This window comes from Paenibacillus sp. F4 (assembly GCF_002894905.1).
Lineage (GTDB): Bacteria > Bacillota > Bacilli > Paenibacillales > Paenibacillaceae > Paenibacillus > Paenibacillus polymyxa_B.
In genome coordinates this window covers 42600-61971 of sequence record NZ_POVS01000007.1, presented here as the reverse complement: position 1 = coordinate 61971, position 19372 = coordinate 42600, and the positions used below count along the sequence as shown (strand labels likewise).

Here is a 19372-nt window from a genome sequence, read left to right as displayed (position 1 = left end):
GCATTCATTTATGTTCGAATATGCATTGTTTTGTAAATCTTTAGGAATAATGAATAGGAAGGAAATTCCAATAAAAAAGATACACCGTATGCAGCAATGTGAGTACCGCAAATAGGATTTTCCCGGCAGCCCGGGTTCTTCTTTCCCCTGTAATCAGCTTTGCGCCATTCACGATTAATACCCACACGGCAATGAGTGCTGAAATGAGCGGCAGCGTGCAAATTCCCCAGATATACCACGCGGAATAGCCGTACACGATCTGATTGTTACCATAGATGACCTGCACTCCGAGAAAAATCGTATTTAGTGACGCAATGAATGCAAGGTTGGACGAAATGTGATTATTCGTTTTACGGATAGTTCTGATCACATATCTTACGATCCAAATCAGCAAGGTTGTGATGAAAAATAAGGAGGCGGCAGCGTAGCTGACAAGCAGGGTCCAGGTAAGGTGCCAAAGTGTCGTCTGCTTTATGGTCTTACTATCCGGGGCAACCATCATCCACGTACCGTTTTCCTGATACAGCAAAATTTTAAGCTGGCCCCCCTTTTCCACAAACAATCCATCGCCTGCTGCTTGAAAAACTTTGTCTGTTGCTTCATTCTCATTTGGGTATTTTCCTTTAACAATTAACGTATGATCATCTTGAATTCGCACGGTGTATGTAATGTTTCCCAGTATCCGAATCCATTTTCCCCACCCATGAACAGGATTAGAATCCACCTGATATACGCCCTCAATCTCTGGCGAAAGCTTCACTTGGGTGGAAGAACGAGCTAGTGACTGCGAAACGGCCTGCGGCTCTGAGGGCAGCATTTGGGCTATCGCATGGATGACTTTTCCATGAAGCAGGGTGTCCGTGTCAGCTGAATTAATGATCACAAAAATACCGATCTTTTGCGACGGAATCAGTACCATTTCCGAAATAAAATCATCAATTTCCCCGGTAGCCCACAGCATAGGTACTTCCGTCTCCAAATGACCACGGAAAAATCCGTAGCCTACGCCATCCAGGCGTGCATCGACTGCAAATTGCTGCGCATGCATCACTTTTACCGTATGTGGCTGGAGCACCACTTTGCCCTCATACTTGCCCTGGTTTAAATGAGTGATCAGATAATGGGAAAACTCGTTGGGTGTGACGTTCAACGCTCCTGCTCCCGGCAGATTGATATATGACAAAGGCTGTTTCAAATACGCTCCATCCTTCCACTGATACGATTGGGCCAGTGCCGGATGATTTAACGGCAATTCCAGCGTCGCGCTGGGCATATTCATCGGCTTGAACAGATGTGTACGGAGGTAATCGTTCAGTCCCTGACCGCTTACTTGCTCCACGATATTACCGATCAGACCGTAGGCGACATTGCTGTAATCATACTGAATTCCAGGTTTGCGGATGGGAGGCTGATTTTGAAAATACGTGCTGAGGTACTGCTCTGTGGGCAAAACGTTTGCCCGAGTCGAGCTGTTAATGTCGTACAGCGCTTCATCCAATCCTGAGGTATGTGTCAAAAGCTGATGCAAATTGAAAGGCTGATTTTGGTATTGCGTAGTTTTATAGCTGTGGAGATAGCTGTTCACGTCTTCATTCAAATCAAGCTTGTTTTGCTCAACCAGCTGCATCGTGGCGCTTGCACTAAATGATTTGGTTAGAGAGCCGACACGAACAATGGTCTTCGCTGGATCGAATGCCACTTTCCGCTCCAGATCTGCATATCCATAGCCTTTACTAAAAAGGATTTGGTTTTCTTGAGTCACGACGACCGCAGCCCCCGGAATATGCAATTTTTCCAATTCTGTATTCATGATATCGTCCACTGTTTTTTCCAATGAATCAGGTGTTATGCTGTCTGTTGCCCATGCCGAAGCAATGAGCAGGTTCCAGAGAAACAACGCTGCTAAAAATGCGGATAGGTAGCAAGTGCCTTTATTCTTCATATTGAAGTACCATCCTTACGTATGAAGTTGATTTAATGATTTGAACCGTGCGGTGATTGCATAGCGAGCAGATATTTATACTCCGTATGGAAGCCATCAGCATGGCGCTATGGAATCATCGCACTTCCCATCGCGGGAGTGCACATGATAAAGCGAATCCTGATCGAATCGTGTAAGCAGAAGGCTTCTTACCTGTCGATCAGGATTCATGAGTTACAGATTAAAAATTAGTGATTCCGTTCGTTACATCATCGACCATAGACTTTCAAGATTTATGATGTGCCAAATCTTGTGTCATGTCTTTGTCCGTGTTCCGAGTTATCTTTTGTATTGTGGCACGGATACTTTTTACATTTTCCTCGATAAATCCGGGTTCCAGCAATTCATAATGATTACCAATCAAGCTATGCTCTTCATAGCTACCTTGTGTAGCGTCTTTCCATAAAAGTCGATTATCTCCTGTACCTCTCACCGTTTCCGATCCAACGGCGACAAAGCCGTGAATATTCGCCTGAACGCTCTCTGTATTCACAAGCTGGTTGCCATACACCGCGTAAGCGATCATTTTACGTTGGTACGTTTCATTCAACAGCTCACGGTAGGAGTCGGGAACCTGTTCCAGCATGTCATGAATTTCATGCTCTGTTTCTTCAACTGTGAAGGGCAGGGCTTCCGCCCTTTTGACCGAATCGAGCATAAAAATATCGGATACAGCATGACCTTGACGTTCCAGTGTGTCAGCAACCTTATGCGCCAGATTACCACCTATGGAATAACCAAGCAGCACATACGGACCTTGCGCTTGCGTGCTGACGATCAAATCAACGTAACGTGCCAGCATGGCCTGCTCATCCGCAGCATTATCCATGAACTCCAATCCATACACGACTGCGTCCTGATCCAGTTGTTTCGCCAGCTCCGCGAACGACAGCCCGTATCCAAGCATAGGAGGAAAGCAGAAGATGGAGATCGGACCGTGTTCATTCAACCGAATGATTGGACTTTCGGCCTTGTATTCCAGATCGGCTTTCAATAATGTGAGCGCCTGCTCTTCTATAGTCGGGAAGTCCATAACACTACGGATGGGGAGCTCAATATCTGTGGCAAGGTGAACTTTGCGTATAAGCTCCAGTACTTTCAAGGAATGCCCACCCAACGTGAAAAAGTCATCATGGATACCCACTTGTGGAATTTCAAGCACTTCCTGCCAAATGGATGCCAGCAACTGCTCCACATCGGTTCGCGGTGCGACATATTCTATACCCGTGTGCAGCCCTTTGTCCGGCACAGGTAAAGCTTTGCGGTCGATTTTGCCGTTTGTCGTCAGCGGAAACCGATCCAGCTGTACAAATGCGGATGGAATCATATAGCTCGGCAGACTGGCCGACATCGCAGCTCGAATCTCACGGATGGTCAGCTGTTCATCGGCAGTGAAGTAAGCACATAATTGCTGTTGACCTGCTCCATCCCGCAAAGCAATAACAACACTATCCCGCACGGACGGTACACTTGCCAGCCGCGCCTCCACCTCACCCAGTTCAATCCGGTAACCGCGAATTTTAACCTGTTGATCAATCCGTCCGGCATATTCCAGCATGCCGTCTTCACGCCAGCGAACAAGGTCTCCCGTACAGTACAGGCGATCTCCGTCCCTCCACGGGTTAGCAAGAAATCTCTCAGCCGTCAGCTCAGGACGATTCAGATAACCACGTGCAACTCCGTCTCCGCCGACAACCAGCTCACCCCAAGCTCCGACCGGTTGCAGGTTAAATGACGAATCTACAACATACGCCGTCGAATTGCAGATGGGCCGTCCGATCGGCACAGAATCCAGCTGTTCTTCCGTAATGTGATACGTCGTCGAAAAGGTTGTGTTTTCCGTTGGCCCATAGCCGTTAATGATGTTCATGTCCGGATTATCGCGCAGGACCCGGTTAATATGGGGTGCAGACAAAACATCACCACCAATCAACAAATACTTCACATCGCCGAAAAGTTTACTATCCTGCTGTGAAAGCTGATTAAATAACGGTGTGGTCAGCCACATCATGGTGACGTGATGATCCCGTATCGTCTCTTTAAGCTTGGCCGCGTCCAATAGATCATCCTTATGCACAAGAACAAGCTGACCACCATTCAGTAGCGCACCCCAAATCTCAAACGTAGATACATCAAATACAAACGCGCAAGTCTGCAGCATTCGGGTCGATTCATCAAATGGCACATAATCCGTATTGCGGACAAGGCGCACGACACTTTGATGCTCAACTACGACACCCTTAGGATTACCTGTTGAACCTGAGGTATAAATGACATAAGCAGCATGATTACCCGCTCCATCTATACCCAGATTGGAAGCATCTGCACTGTAGGACGTATCCTCATTCAGATTGACAATCTGTCCGTCAAAATAGCAACGATCCAGTAAATCCTGCTGAGCCAGCAGCAGCTTAGCTCCCGAGTCCTCCAGCATATAACGGATACGGTCCTCCGGATATTGAGGGTCTACCGGCACATACGCGCCTCCAGCCTTCAAAATAGCGAGTGTTCCCGTAATCATATCCAGTGAGCGCTCCGTCAAAATGCCAACAGGTTCATCGGATTTCACCCCTGCATCACGCAGCGTATGCGCTAAACGGTTGGCTGTCTCATTGAGTTCCCGATAGGTCAATGATTGATGACCCAAAGCTACAGCAATATGATCCGGCGTGCGCTCTGCCTGCTCCTCAAACAGTTTTTGGATCGTGTGATTGCTTGGATATGCAGAGGCAGTGTCATTAAACTCTCCTGTAATTTGTTGTTTTTCCGCCGCTGTAACCAGTTCCAGCTCTTCTACGCAAACATTCGGGTTAAGCAAAACTTGCTCCAACAGATTCACAAAATGCCCATGCAGACGCTTAATGCCTGTTTGATCATAACTTAACGCATTATACATAAAACGAATCTTGATGCATTCTCCCGGCATAACGACTAAGCTCAGATCATAGTTAGTCTGCTCTGCAGCCACCACGTTGGAAATCGGGAATGGTTCCTGCCCGTCACTTCCCAGTTCTTCGACCTGCTCATCTACCGGATAATTTTCAAACACCATAATATGGTTAATTAAATCCTGTTTCTGGTCGGTCAATGCCTGAATCTCAAACAGTGGATACGTATCATACGCATGAGAAGCCAGCGCCTGCTCCTGTGTTTTCTTCATAACTTCTGCAAAGGATTCCCCTGCCTCACTAAGAATGCGAACTGGAATGGTATTAATGAACAAGCCGATAATATCCTCTACCCCGATAATATCCGATGGACGACCTGAGACGACACTACCAAATACGACATCACTGTGGTTGTTATATTTTTGCAGCACAATCCCCCAGACGGTTTGTAATAACGTATTCATGGTCACCTGATATCGCTTAGCCGTCTCCTCCACCCGGAGGGTCAACTCACGTTCCAAAACCGTCACCCAATCACTAGCCGTGTTGCCTCCACTCTTGCGACCGGATTTTACAGCTGGTAATGCTGTTTGCTGCTCATATCCGGATAAATAGCTGCTCCAGTAGTCGGTTGCCGCCTTGGCATCCTGTGCTTCCAGCCATTCAATAAAGCGGCTGTACGGCACTGCCGGTGCCAGCTCTGGTACTCTGCCCTCCTGAAGTGCTGCATAGCTTTCAAACACTTCTTTATTTATAAGGGACAGGCACCAGCCGTCCATGACGATATGATGGAAGCTCCATACAAAATGATAGCTGTCTTCTCCGGTACGTAAAATCGCTACACGCAGCAGGACATCCCGACGCAGATCAAAGCCCCGTGCTTTATCTTGTAGCTTGAAATTTTTCACCCTGGTATCTATTTCATTCTCATCCAGATAGTGTAAATCTTCGTATTGAAAGCCGCAATCCCGATTTCGATACACCACCTGCAACGGTTCCGTATCTCTGCCAAAATAAAAATGTGTACGCAGCGCCTCATGTCGCCGAACCAGAATATTCAGGCTTTCTGCAAAAGCCCGAATGTCCATCTGACCTCGCATATCATAAGAAACCTGCTCAAAATATGCGTCATTCGCAGCTGCTTGACTATCTAGCTGGCTGTGAAACAGCATCCCTTTCTGCATGGGGGTCAGTGCATATACATTGTCGATCTCGCCCGCAGCACCCATTTCAGATAAGAGGCTGTCCAAGCCCTCCACACTCATTCCTTTGTAAGAAATATCACTTGGGGTAAGCTCCGGGTGTTCTTTATGGATGCAATGCTCCAAAATTTCACGCAGGCTCGATTCCAGGAATTTCGCCAATCGCTCGATGGTCTCCGGTCTATAGCTGGTACGACTATAGCTAATCGTCAGACCCAGTTGGCCTCCCGAAATAATGCCGCCAAAATCAAGCGTATACGTTCGAGCCATGGTCGGGCTCAGCGGCATCCCACCCTCATATGGGGATGATTGCAAGTCGTTCCCTTTCATATCCTGATCGAACTGTCCCAAATAGTTAAAGCTGATTTCGGGATCTGTCGTAAATATGGCTGGAGATGCCTCCGGTGCCTGGGTCTGACGGTCGGATAAATATTTCAGTACACCGTAGCCAATCCCTTTTTGCGGAATGCCGCGCAGTCCTTCCTTCACACACTTAATCCGTTGCGAAAGTGCCAGTTCTTCCGGCATATCGAGCAAAACAGGATATTGGCTTGTAAACCACCCTATCGTTCGAGTAATGTCCACCTCTGGTAAAATGGCTTCACGTCCATGTCCCTCTAGATTTATCAGGAAACGATCATTTCCACTCCATGCTTGCAATGCCATTCCTACCGCCGTCAACAACAGGTCATTAATTTCTGTACGGTAGGCACGATTGGCCTGCTTGAGCAGCTGCTCTGTCTCTGCATGTGTCCACAAAGCAGTAACCGACTCACTATCGCCAATCAATGGCTTTTCGTGCTCGTTATGCCCATAATCCTGCGGCAAAGAAGCCAGTTCCGCTTGTGCAAGTTTCCCCCAATACGCACGCTCACGTTCCATAGCTGGACTGTTGGCATAAGCGTGCAGCTGCTCGGCCCATGTTTGGAACGAATCTGTTTTATGAGGCAGCTGAATCACCTGTTCACCTTTGGAGGCTTGATCATAGGCAGTCGCCAAATCCTCGAATAAAATGCGCCAGGATACTCCGTCCACCGCCAAATGATGAATCACGACCAGCAGATGATCTCCATCCGGGCAACGGAACAGCCCCAGTCTCATCAGCGGACCTTCGCTTAGGGAAATACCAGATTGAATTTCATTGCATTTCGCTTCAATTATCTTCGCCAAATCTTGCTTGTTTACATCGCTGTCTTTATAGTCAAAACACTCCAGATGGTACGGTTCGCCTTCCTCTACACTGCGGTTCCATGCTGTACATCCGTTCTCCGAAAAACTAAAAACCATACGCAATGCATCATGGTGCGATGTAATCTGAAGGAGCGCCCGCCGTAGTGCCTGTTCGTCATAGCCTTCCTGACGATAGAGCATGACAGATTGGTTAAAATAGTATGGTTCTCCCGTGGGCTGTTCAAAAAACCAGCGCTGAATCGGTGTAAGCACTACATTTCCTGTAACCTCGCCCTGCTCGGCTATTCGGTTGACAGGCTGAATATATGTGCTTAATCCCGCAATTGTTGGGTATTTGAACAAGTCCTTCATTTCCAGCTTGTATCCAGCCTGAAACAAGCGGGACGATACTTGGATGGCCTTGATGGAGTCACCACCCAAATGGAAAAAGTTATCCTGTATTCCGACTTTCGGGATACCAAGAATGGCTCCCCAAGCCGTAGCCAGTGCCTGTTGGACATCCGTCTCGGGTGCCACATAATCCATACCTGTATCGAGATTGTGCTCAGGTGCGGGCAGTGCCCTGCGGTCTACTTTGCCATTCAGCGTCAAAGGCAGTCTGGAGAGCTGCACAAAGTAGGACGGCACCATATAGCCAGGCAGATCCTGCGACAAAATGTTACGTAAGTCGCTGGCGCTCAATTCACTGTCTGTTGCAAAATAGGCACACAGCTGTTTTTGTCCGTGATCGTCCTGCCGCACGGTAACAACCGATTCCTTCACACCTGGAATCGTGGACAAACGGGTTTCAATTTCACCCAGTTCGATGCGGTAGCCGCGAATTTTGACCTGCTCATCCATTCTTCCCTTGTACTCCAGTACACCATCAGCACGCCAACGCACTAAGTCCCCTGTACGATAGCAATATTCTCCAGACCGGAATGGACTTTCAATAAATTTTTCCGCCGTAAGCTCGGGCCGATTCAGATATCCTCGCCCAACACCGTCGCCACCGACGATCAGCTCTCCCCAGGCTCCGATAGGTTGCAACTTCAACGAACGATTGACCACATAAGCGGTCGAGTGATCAATTGGACGTCCAATGGGAATAGCCTGGGTTTGCGGTTCAGTAATGTCATAGATGGTGGAAAAAGTGGTGTTCTCCGTCGGCCCATAAATATTGGCAAGGCGAAGCTGCGGGTACTCCTTCAACACACGATTGACGTGTGGTACAGACAACACATCACCACCCACGAGCAACTCCTTCAAGGACGCAAACACTCCGATTTCTTGCTGCGAATACTGATTGAATAAAGCCGTGGTCATGAACATCGTGTTAACACGATACTTGTCAATTGCCTGTTTGAGCTTGGAGGCATCCAGAATAGTGTCATGACTTACCACATACAGTTGTCCCCCGTTCAGCAACGTTCCCCAAATTTCAAATGTGGAGGCATCGAACACAACTGCGCCCAATTGCAGCATACGTGTATTTTCATCAAGTGTGGCATAGCTTTTATTTTTCACTAGGCGCACGACATTACGGTGCTCAATCATCACACCCTTCGGCTTGCCTGTCGTACCAGAGGTGTAGATCACATACGCAAGATCGGAAGAAGATCCCCCTGTTGTAATCGCAATTGTTCCATCCGTCTGAGCGTCACATTCAGATTTGCTATTGCATCGCTGTTCATCACTCAAATCGATGACCGGAATGCCGGGTTCAAAAGGCATCTGCTCACGTCGCTGTAACAGTAACAGCCCCGCACTGGAATCCTCCAGTAAATAACGGATACGCTCCTCAGGATAATCGGGATCAATGGGAACGTAAGCCCCTCCGACCTTCAAAATCGCCAGCATACCGACGACCATTTCAATGGAGCGTTCAGCCATAATCCCTACTCGCTGTGTCTCTGGCTCGGACCCGCGCTGTATCCCATGGGAAGCGAGTATGCGTGCCAGACGGTCGGCACGTTCATTCAGCTCGCGGTAGGTAAGCTGCATGTCCGCAAAGGTGATGGCCAGCCGATCTGGTGATTGCGCTACCTGTTCCTCGAACAGCACATGCAGTGCTTGATCTCGTGGATACGGATAGTCTGCTACCGTATCATTGAATCTCTGCACAAGCAGCTCTTTTTCTTGGGCCGAAACCATTTCTATAGCCGAAAGAGCGATATCCGGCTGTTTTATAACCGCATTGATAAGCTGCTGCAAATGTTCAGTCAGTCGTTCAATGGTTTCCCGTTTGTACAGCCGAGTTCCGTATTGAAGAGCACAGGAAATTTGTTCTCCATCCTCCACTGCGAACAGACTCAAATCAAATTTGGCCGTCGTTTGTTCACTTGGATAGGATGCCAATTGAAGCCCCGCCAGCTGTTGCTCTTTTTGCTCTAAGTTTTGCAGTGCAAACATGGTATCAAATAACGGATTACGGCTTAAATCTCGATCCACGCCCAGCTTCTCCACCAGCTCTTCAAACGGATAATCCTGATGTTCAAAAGCCTTTAACGCGTTTTCCTTGACCTCCAACACATAATCGCGGAACGTTTTCCCGCCTTCTGGATAATTACGGATTGCCAGTGTATTCACGAACATCCCGATCAGACTGCCAAGATCCGCATGGGGCCGCCCTGCAATTGGCGAACCGACAATTATATCCTCCTGCCCGCTATAGTGGCTAAGCAAAGCCGAATAGGCAGCCAACAGCACCATATATAATGTCGATTCCGTCTGCACCGCAATGCTTTTTAAGCCTTCGCTTTGTCGTTGGTCAAGCGTAAATTCCAGCACATCTCCTTCAAAGCTTCTCACCGCTGGGCGTGGATAATCAGTCGGTAGATCAAGCACAGGTAGCTCTCCTGCGAAGGTATTGAGCCAGTAGTTTTCCTGTTCCCGGTAGCGTTCACTTTGCTGCTGCTTCTGTTGCCAAGCGGCGTAGTCTTTATACTGAATGCGCAGCGATGGCAGCGTGTCGCCTGCATATAAATGAATGAAGTCCTGAATTAGTACATTTATAGAGGTACCGTCCGAAATGATATGATGCATGTCCATGAGCAAAATATGATGCTCTGGGTCTGTTTCAATCAAACCAACTCGGAATAACGGGGCCTGCCCCAGATCGAACGGCTGAACAAAGTTACGTACCAGCTCATCCGTTTCCTTTGGGGCAGCTCCGTGAGCAAAGGTCAATTCCATGCGAAAAGGAACCTCGTCATGTACTCGCTGGACAGGTTCACCGTTCATGGTCTCAAAACTTGTGCGCAATGTTTCATGGCGGTCAATAAGCTGACGGAACGCGTTCTCCAGTGCCTTGTGATCAAGTGAACCGGTCAGAGTCAGGGCACCAGGTATGTTATAGCTAATTCCCGCTCCATCAAGCTGATTGAGGATATACATCCGTTTTTGAGCCGAAGAGACCGCATAAAATGGCTTATTCTCCGTAACAGGGATGGATTCATAGGTGGTTTGCTCTAGTGCTTCAATAACCTGCGCCAGCTGTTCAATTGTCGGATGCTGGAACAGATCCTTTAGCTGCACATTTTTATGCAATTCCTTATAGATGAGTGATATGACATGTGTCGCCCGCAGGGAATGTCCTCCTGCCTCAAAAAAGTTATCCTTAATCCCAATGCGCTCAAGCTCCAGCACATCTTTCCAGATGCTAGCCAGTTGTGCTTGTAATTGATTTTGAGGAGGTATATATTCTGCGCCTGAGCTTACACCTCCCTCTGGCTGTGGCAACGCTCGGCGATCCACCTTGCCATTGGGCGTCAGTGGCAATTGCTCCAGCTGCACAAAATACGACGGTACCATGTAGCCCGGTAGCTCCTGGCTCAAAGCACTACGCAGCTCACTTGTCGCTACTTCATGGGTGACCACATATGCGCAGAGCAGCTTTTGCCCCTGCTCATCTTCATGTGCAATTACAACAGCTTCTCGGACTGCCTCCAGCTTCAACAGCTGTGCTTCCACCTCGCCCAGCTCAATCCGGTAGCCTCGAATTTTCACCTGCGCGTCGATTCGTCCCTTATATTCCAGCGTCCCGTCCGCACTCCAACGCACCAGATCCCCTGTTCGATAGCAGCGTTCGCCGCCACGGAACGGACTGTCAATGAACTTTTCGGTCGTCAGTTCTGGGCGGTTGCGGTATCCGCGAGCCACCCCGTCACCGCCGACGATCAGTTCTCCCCACGCTCCAACAGGCTGGAGCTGCATCGAACCGTCCACGACATATGCCGTCGAGTTATGGATCGGGCTACCAATGGGCACAGATGCCGATTGAACCCTGGTAATGGCATGTGTGGTGGAAAAGGTCGTATTTTCCGTCGGACCGTAGCCGTTAATGATATGTAGATTCGGATGGGCCTCCAATACCCGGTTAATATGCGGTACGGACAGCACATCACCACCAACCAATAGCTCCCGCATCCCCTCAAATAGTTCCAAGTCCTGCTGGGATAGCTGATTAAAGAGTGGTGCGGTCAGCCACATCGTGGTAATGCCGTGATTGCGAACAACTTCCTTGAGCTTGGGCGCGTCCAAAATAACATCCTGACTCACCAGCACCAGCTGTCCACCGTTCAATAACGCACCCCAAATTTCGAAGGTGGACGCGTCAAAGACAACAGACCCGGTCTGCAAAATGCGCGTGTCGGCATTCAAGCGTGCATAATTTGTGTTTGTCACCAAACGCACGACATTACGGTGCTCCACCATAACCCCTTTGGGCTGGCCTGTAGTCCCTGAGGTGTACATAATATAGGCCAAGCGACCAGCTGCGCTCGCTTTCGGTTGTTCTTCAGCTGCATATGCGTGCTGTATTTGTTTTGCTTGTTCTGATTGCGTAGCTTTCGGTTGCATGTTTTCTGGTTGTATGTTTGTCGTAGAAGCAAGTTCGGGACTGGCGGAAATGGAGTAGAACGGATCTAGGCAGTCCACGTATCCCGGATCAGTATTCGTTCCGTGATCATTCGGCAAAATGGGATCGTAACGATCAGCATCATTCGTTCCATAAATTGCAGCATCGCTAAGGTCAAGCACCCTTCCCTTAAAATCAGTGGGCCGATGTTCCATTCGCTGCACGAGCAGTATGTCCGCACCGGAATCCTTCAGCAAATAGCGTACACGCTCATCCGGGTAATCAGAATCAATGGGTACATACGCTCCACCTGCTTTGAGAATTCCGAGCATACCGACAATCATCTCAATCGAGCGTTCAGCTACAATGCCGACCGTCTGCTCGGTGCGGATTCCCTGCTTACGTAAAGAATGAGCCAGTCGGTTGGCCTTTTCATTCAATTTTGCATAGGTTAGGCTATCTTGCCCACACACTACCGCCACCTGCTGTGGTGCCTGCTTCGCCTGTTTCTCGAACAATTCATGAATAGACGCATGACGTGGATAATCCACATTTGTATCGTTGAAGGTATGAACCAGCTGCTCTACTTCTTGCTCTGACAGCACTTGTGCTGTGGAAATCGCCAACTCTGGCTGTTGCAAAACAATAGTGTACAGCCGCAGAAGCTGCTCAACAAAGTGCTCAATCGTCGTCTCGCTATAACGGTCGCTACTATACTTTACGTTCAGGGAGACCGCTTCATTTTCCCATTGAAACTGGAAATCTAGTTCAGATTGTACGTGATTCAAAAAATCAGAAATATGAATATTTTGCAAGGATACTGTGGTGTGAATAAGAGGCTTTCCATCCTCATTACGTTGAATGTCAAGTAATTCAGAATAGTTCCAAAAAGGAATGTTTTGATGTTCAATAGCTTCGCCGACAGAGGTTTTGATTTGAGACAGCAAGGCTTTGAAGGTTGTGCTGGAATCCAGCGCATTTTTCAATAAAAGCAGATGGTTGATCGGCTTTGTAGCACCGTTGCCAGACTTGGCTACCGGAATGCCCAGCAGCACATATTCCTCACCTGTGTATTTATGCAATAAGCTCTCTACTCCAGCAAGCAGGACCATAAACACGGCCCATGGAGCGCTACCTGTTATAGATGATATTCTTTGGGAAATTTCAGTTGGAAATGTGAGCGTATACGTATGGGAATTTAAACACGTTACAGTTGTATTTCTGGACACCTGGTTGGTGTATGGTAGACAGATGATATGATCCTCTGATTCCAGTTTATGACTCCAGTAATTTTTTTCCTTCTCAAATAAGGCTTTCAATGACATCCCTCCTGCTTCATGGGGCCTGTTCCCCCGGTTGGATGGTGCGTTGTTACGTACATGAGCGTTGTGTCGGAAAAAGAATACTTTGCAGGCAAGGGCAGTCGGACAAGCCGCGCCCTCTGCACACGCAAAGTGAAATCATTGCATTTTAGAAAACGGATTTAGAAAACAAAGTCGATGGAATCCGGCGAGAAGCCTTCTGGCTGCTCGTCCGAGTTCACCTGAATATCGCTTAACAGCAAATCTGGATCGATTCCAATCTGGGACAGGATCGCTATCAAATCTCTGGTTAATCTCTCAATAGCGTCGGCTCCAAACAGCTTCGTGCAATATTCAAACGAACCCTTGATCTCCCCATTTTCATCACTCATAGACAAGGTCAAATCGAATTTAGAGATACGATGCTCCTGAACATACGGGCTGAAGGACAGCGTCTCAAGCTTCGCTTCCTGTGACTCCGTATTTTGCAGTACAAACATAGTGTCGAATAACGGGTTACGGCTTGCATCCCGTGCTATATCCAGCTTTTCCACCAACTCTTCCAGTGGATAATCCTGATGCTCGAAGGCTTGCAGCGTACGATCTCTGGCTTCCAGCAAGTAGCTGTGGAACGTTTGGTTGCCCCTCGGCTGATGCCGGATGGCTAGCGTGTTGACGAACATTCCGATCAGTGGCTCCAGTTCAGGCAACAAGCGGCCTGCTACTGGCGTACCGATGATCAAATCGTCCTGACCGCTGTATTTGGACAGCAGAACGGTGTAGGCGCTCAACAGCACCATGTACAGCGTGCTTCCGCTTTGTGCCGCAATTCGGTGCAGTTGCTCGGATACATTCGCGTCCACTGTAAATTCATACAGCGCACCTTCGAAGCTGCGAACAGCAGGTCTAGGATAAGCAATTGGCAAATCCAGTACCGGCAATTCTCCGGCTAAATGCTCCAGCCAGAAGTGTTCCCGGCGTTGGTATGATTCACGCTGCATCTCCTGTTGCTGCCACACGGCGTAGTCTTTGTACTGAATTTGCAGCGGCTCCAATTCCTGTCCCTCGTACAGTTGTACCAGCTCCTGCACGATATTGTTAGACGATACACCGTCTGAAATAATATGGTGCATGTCGTACATCAGGAGATGGCGCTCTGGTCCAGTTTGAATAAGACGGACCCGCAGCAGTGGTGCCTGGCGAAGATCAAAGCTGCGTACAAAGGACTCGATATAGGCTTCGGCTTCGGACTCCCTGGCCTGTAAGTGCTCTACTGCAAACTCCACTTGATCGTAAACCCGCTGAACGACCTCGCCTTCCAGCATTTCAAAGGAAGTCCGCAGCGTTTCATGGCGGGCTATTAACTGACGGAACGCATCCTCCAGCCGATCGGCCTGAAGCGGTCCCTCCACGGTTAATACACCCGGCATATTGTAACTGAGATCCCCGCCTTCCAGATGGCTCAAAATGTACAATCGTTTTTGAGCCGAGGAAACCGGGTAGTACGCCTGTTGCGCCGCCGCAGGGATCACCGTATAGGTGTCTGTACCGTGCGTTGCTATGAGCTGGGCTTGCTGCTCAATCGTGAAGTGTTGGAACACCTCACGCAGCGTAATCCGGCTGTCCAGTTCCTGATGGATTTTAGCCACCAGCGTCGTTGCCCGCAGGGAGTGTCCACCCACGTCAAAGAATGAGTCGGTGACTCCTACGCTGGACAGCTTCAAGACATCCTGCCAGATTTGGGCTAGCTTGGCTTCCAGCGGCGTCCGCGGTGCAACGTACTCCAGGCCTCCTTCGAGGCGTGCTTCCGGTGCCGGCAACGCCTTGCGGTCGATTTTCCCGTTCGGTGTCAGCGGGAAACGATCCAGTTGTACCACATACGTCGGGATCATGTAATCCGGCAGCTTCGGCTGCAGCGCATTGCGCAGCTCCGGCAAACTCAGGGACTCTGAAGCTATGATATAGGCACACAGGTCCTTGTGTCCGTCTTCGTTTTCCCATGCTGTGACCACGGCTTTCTGAATGCCGTCCACGGTCAGCAACTGTGCCTCCACCTCGCCCAGTTCGATCCGGTACCCCCGGATTTTCACCTGGTGGTCGATCCGGCCCAAATACTCAATACTGCCGTCTGGCATCCACCGTGCCAAGTCGCCCGTCCGGTACATCCGGTTTGCGTGATCCGCTGGATCGGCTGCTGCCGCATCAGCGAACGGATTCAGGACGAACTTCTCTGCCGTCAGCTCCGGCAGGTTCAGGTATCCTCGTCCGACACCTGCACCTCCGATATAAAGCTCACCTGCGATACCGATCGGTACCAGCTGTTGCTGGCTGTTCAAGATGTACACCGACTGGTTCGCTATCGGCGTTCCGATGGATACTGTGTGCTCCCCTTTTTCCAGCAGTACGTTCAGGGACTCCACATCTTCAATCGTATAAGCAGTCGCATCTACCGTCGTTTCGGTCGGGCCATACACGTTCGTAATGACTGGACGATACCCGGACCACTTGTGCAAGAACACATGTACCAGTTGCACAGATAATGCTTCGCCACCGATCAGGTAATGCTTCACTTCCGGCGCTTCCGTCACACTGACGCTTTCGTTCAAAATATGCAGATGCGCAGGTGTGCCGTCCGACAGATCAATTCGGTGCGTGCGGTAGTAGGCGATCAAATGCTCTCCGCTCAGACTGACGTCACGGGACACCACGTGCAGGGTGTGGCCTAACAGCAAGCTGGCAAAGATTTGCTTCACTGAAGCGTCAAATACAAATGCCGACAGCCATGCGACATGAAGCGGCTGTTCATAACGGCTGTATACTCGTTCCAATAAAGCATCTACCAGATTGCTAACACTGCCCTGCTCGATCATGACCCCTTTCGGCTGGCCGGTGGTGCCTGACGTGTAAATCATATAGGCCAGGTGATGCGGGCGGGCGACAGGGATTAGATTGCTCGCATCCTGTGCTCCCAACTGAGCTTGAACGTCCTCGTCGTCAAGAACTACAGCTCGAACTGTTGATGGCAAGCTGAGCGACAGGTTGGCAACTCTGCTTGTAATCACGACCTTGGCCCCACTGTCTTGGAGCATGTAGTCGATGCGCTCCTGTGGATACACCGTATCCATTGGTACATATGCGCCTCCGGCCTTAAGTACCCCCAGAATGCTCACCAGAATATCCGCAGAACGTTCCAGCAATACGCCAACCGGTTGATCTGCTTCGACCCCTTCCGCTCGTAACACACGAGCCAATTGGTTCGCACGCTCATTCAGCTCAGTGTAGGTCAGCGCGGTGGCCTCAGACACAACTGCTATCCGCTCAGGGTTGCGCTTCGCTTGCTCTTCAAAGCGTTCGCTGAGCGAACGGCCCTGCACCTGTCTGTGTTCAGCACAACGCACACTATGTGCGTTCGGGTCATTAAATACCTCCAGAATCTGCACGGTTTCTTCCGCCGTAATCAGTTCCAACTCACCCAGCTTCGCATCCGGGTTCGCCGCCACCGCTTCAGCCAAACGAATAAAGTGACGCGTCATCCGTTCTACCGTTTCGCGATCGTACAACGCAGTTGCATACTGCAATCCGAACTGGATACCTGCCTCTTCCTCTCTGGCTTCCAGCGTCAAATCAAACTTCGCTGGCGTTTGTTCCAAGCCGTATGGACGGAAGCTCAGATCTGCCAGCTGCAACTCGCCTTCCTCGGTGGTTTGCAGGGTAAACATCGTATCAAACAGCGGATGGCGGCTCATATCCCGCTTCACGTTCAGCTTTTCCACCAGTTCCTCAAATGGGTAGTCCTGATGTTCATAGGCTTGCAGAGCACAAACTTTCACTTCTTCCACGTAGCTGCGGAAGGTATGTTCCGCTGTCGGATAGTTTCGCAATGCCAACGTACCGACGAACATCCCGAGGATCGGTTCCAAATCTGCATGCGGTCGTCCGGCAATCGGTGTGCCGACTACGATGTCCTCTTGCCCGCTGTATTGATGCAAGAGCGCGGTGTACGCTGCCAGCAGCACCATATACAGCGTGGAGCCTGTGTGCGCCGCCAGTTCTTTCAGCCGTTCGCTGACTTCACGTTTCAGTCCAAACACGACCGTATCGCCTGCGGTACTTCGCACCGCCGGACGGGCAAAGTCCGTCGGTAGATCCAGCACAGGCAGTTCACCCCGGAAGGTGTCGAGCCAGTACGCTTCCTGACGTTGCATCCACTCTTGATGGGCTTCACTTTGCTGCCATACCGCATAATCCTTGTACTGTATACGCATTGGCGAAAGCTCTTCACCGTCGTATAAACGGACAAATTCATCGGTCAGTACTCCCATGGACACACCATCCGAGACGATATGGTGCATATCGAGCATGAGCAAATGCTGCGGTTCCTGCTCGGTTCCTTGTACACCCAAATCTACCAAGCCTACCCGCAGCAGCGGAGCGGCTTGCAGATCGAACGGACGTACAAACTGTTGCACACGTTCTTGTGCTTCCTGGCTGACCCTCGTGTCCGCAGTCTCACCCTCTACCTGTACCTTCGTATATTCCACCTCGAACGGCACGGTGTCCTCAATCCATTGCACCGGCTCACTGTCCACCAGCTCAAAGCGGGTACGCAACGTTGCATGGCGGGCGATCAGTTGACGGAACACGTCCTCCACTCGCTTCACGTCCAGCGGACCACTCACTTGCAGCACTGACGGCATGTTGTAGTTCACATCATTCGGGTCGAACTGATGCAGCACATACAGTCGTTTTTGCGCCGAGGAAAGCGGGTAGGAGCTGCGTTCTTCCGTCACCGGAATGGACGCATACGCCACTTGATCCAGACCTTCCATGACCGCTGCCAGTTGTTCAATCGTTGGTGCTTCAAAAATACTGCGCAGTGGAAGCGGCTTGTTCAGCTCCTTGTGAATTTTCGAGGCCAGCGTCGTCGCCCGCAGCGAGTGTCCGCCAATCTCGAAGAAGTTTTCCTTCACACCGACCTGCGCCAGACCCAGCACATCCTGCCAAATGTGCGCCAGCTTCACTTCCACCCATGTCCGCGGTGCGACATAATCCGCTCCGCTTTGCAGGCTGCCTTCCGGTGTTGGCAGTGCCTTGCGGTCGATTTTACCGTTCGGTGTCAACGGCATCTGCTCCAGCTGTACCAAATACGAAGGCACCATGTAGTTTGGAAGCTCCTCGCCCAGTAAGCTGCGTAGCTCACCAGTGCTCACTTCCCGTTCAGCAACATAGTACGCCACCAGTTGGTTTTGCCCCTGTTCGTCCGCTTGTGCCAGTACGATGACCTCTTGTACGTCCTCCACTTTCAAAATTTGTGCCTCGACCTCACCCAGCTCAATCCGATAGCCCCGGATTTTCACCTGATGGTCGATCCGGCCCAAATATTCGATGTTGCCGTCTGGCATCCATCTCGCCAAGTCACCTGTACGGTACATCCTTTCATAGCCCGCTTCGCCAGCCGCAAACGGATTCGATACAAATTTCTCAGCCGTCAGCTCTGGACGATCCAGATAACCCCGAGCCAGACCCGGACCGGACACGCACAGCTCACCCGCTACGCCCACCGGAGCCAAATGTCCATGCACATCCACCATGTATACCCGATGATTCAGCACAGGGCGTCCGATAGAAATCAGCTGTCCGGCTCTCTCATCCTCGGATACGGGCCAGATGGACGTCGCCACCGAGTTTTCGGTTGGACCGTAGCCGTTGTAGTACGCCACTTGATCCTTCCACTTGTATACCAATTCTGTTGAAGTTGCAGAACCCGCAGTGAACAGAATACGCAGGTTTGGCATCCGTTCCGGCTCCAGATACACCGCATAGGTCGGCGGCAAAGCAGCCACGGTGATTTGATGATCCGCCATATATTGCTCAAACCGCTCGTAATTCAAAATCGTTTCTGACGTTGGCACATACAACGTGGCTCCGCAGAACAGCGCCTGGAAGATTTCCCAGCAAGCCGCATCAAACGA

At 50.1% G+C, this 19372-nt stretch carries 3 protein-coding genes (1 of these 3 running past the window's edge); all 3 read right to left on the bottom strand.

Going from position 1 to position 19372, the window contains the following annotated elements; all coding sequences use genetic code 11:
- Window positions 1–40 precede the first annotated feature (40 nt).
- Window positions 41–1942 carry a serine hydrolase domain-containing protein gene (locus C1T21_RS05320; RefSeq protein ID WP_103047504.1) on the bottom strand — a complete coding sequence of 634 codons (1902 nt, stop codon included), beginning with the start codon at window positions 1940–1942 and terminating at the stop codon, window positions 41–43.
- 265 nt (window positions 1943–2207) lie between these two features.
- Entirely contained in the window at window positions 2208–13418 is an 11211-nt protein-coding gene (locus tag C1T21_RS05315) for a non-ribosomal peptide synthetase (RefSeq protein WP_103047503.1), read from the bottom strand.
- A 164-nt stretch (window positions 13419–13582) separates the two neighbouring features.
- On the bottom strand, window positions 13583–19372 hold the end of the coding sequence (locus C1T21_RS05310; RefSeq protein WP_103047502.1) for a non-ribosomal peptide synthase/polyketide synthase. 36495 nt of this gene lie beyond the right edge of the window; 5790 of the gene's 42285 nt are visible here — the last part of the coding sequence; its start codon lies beyond the right edge, outside the window; its stop codon occupies window positions 13583–13585.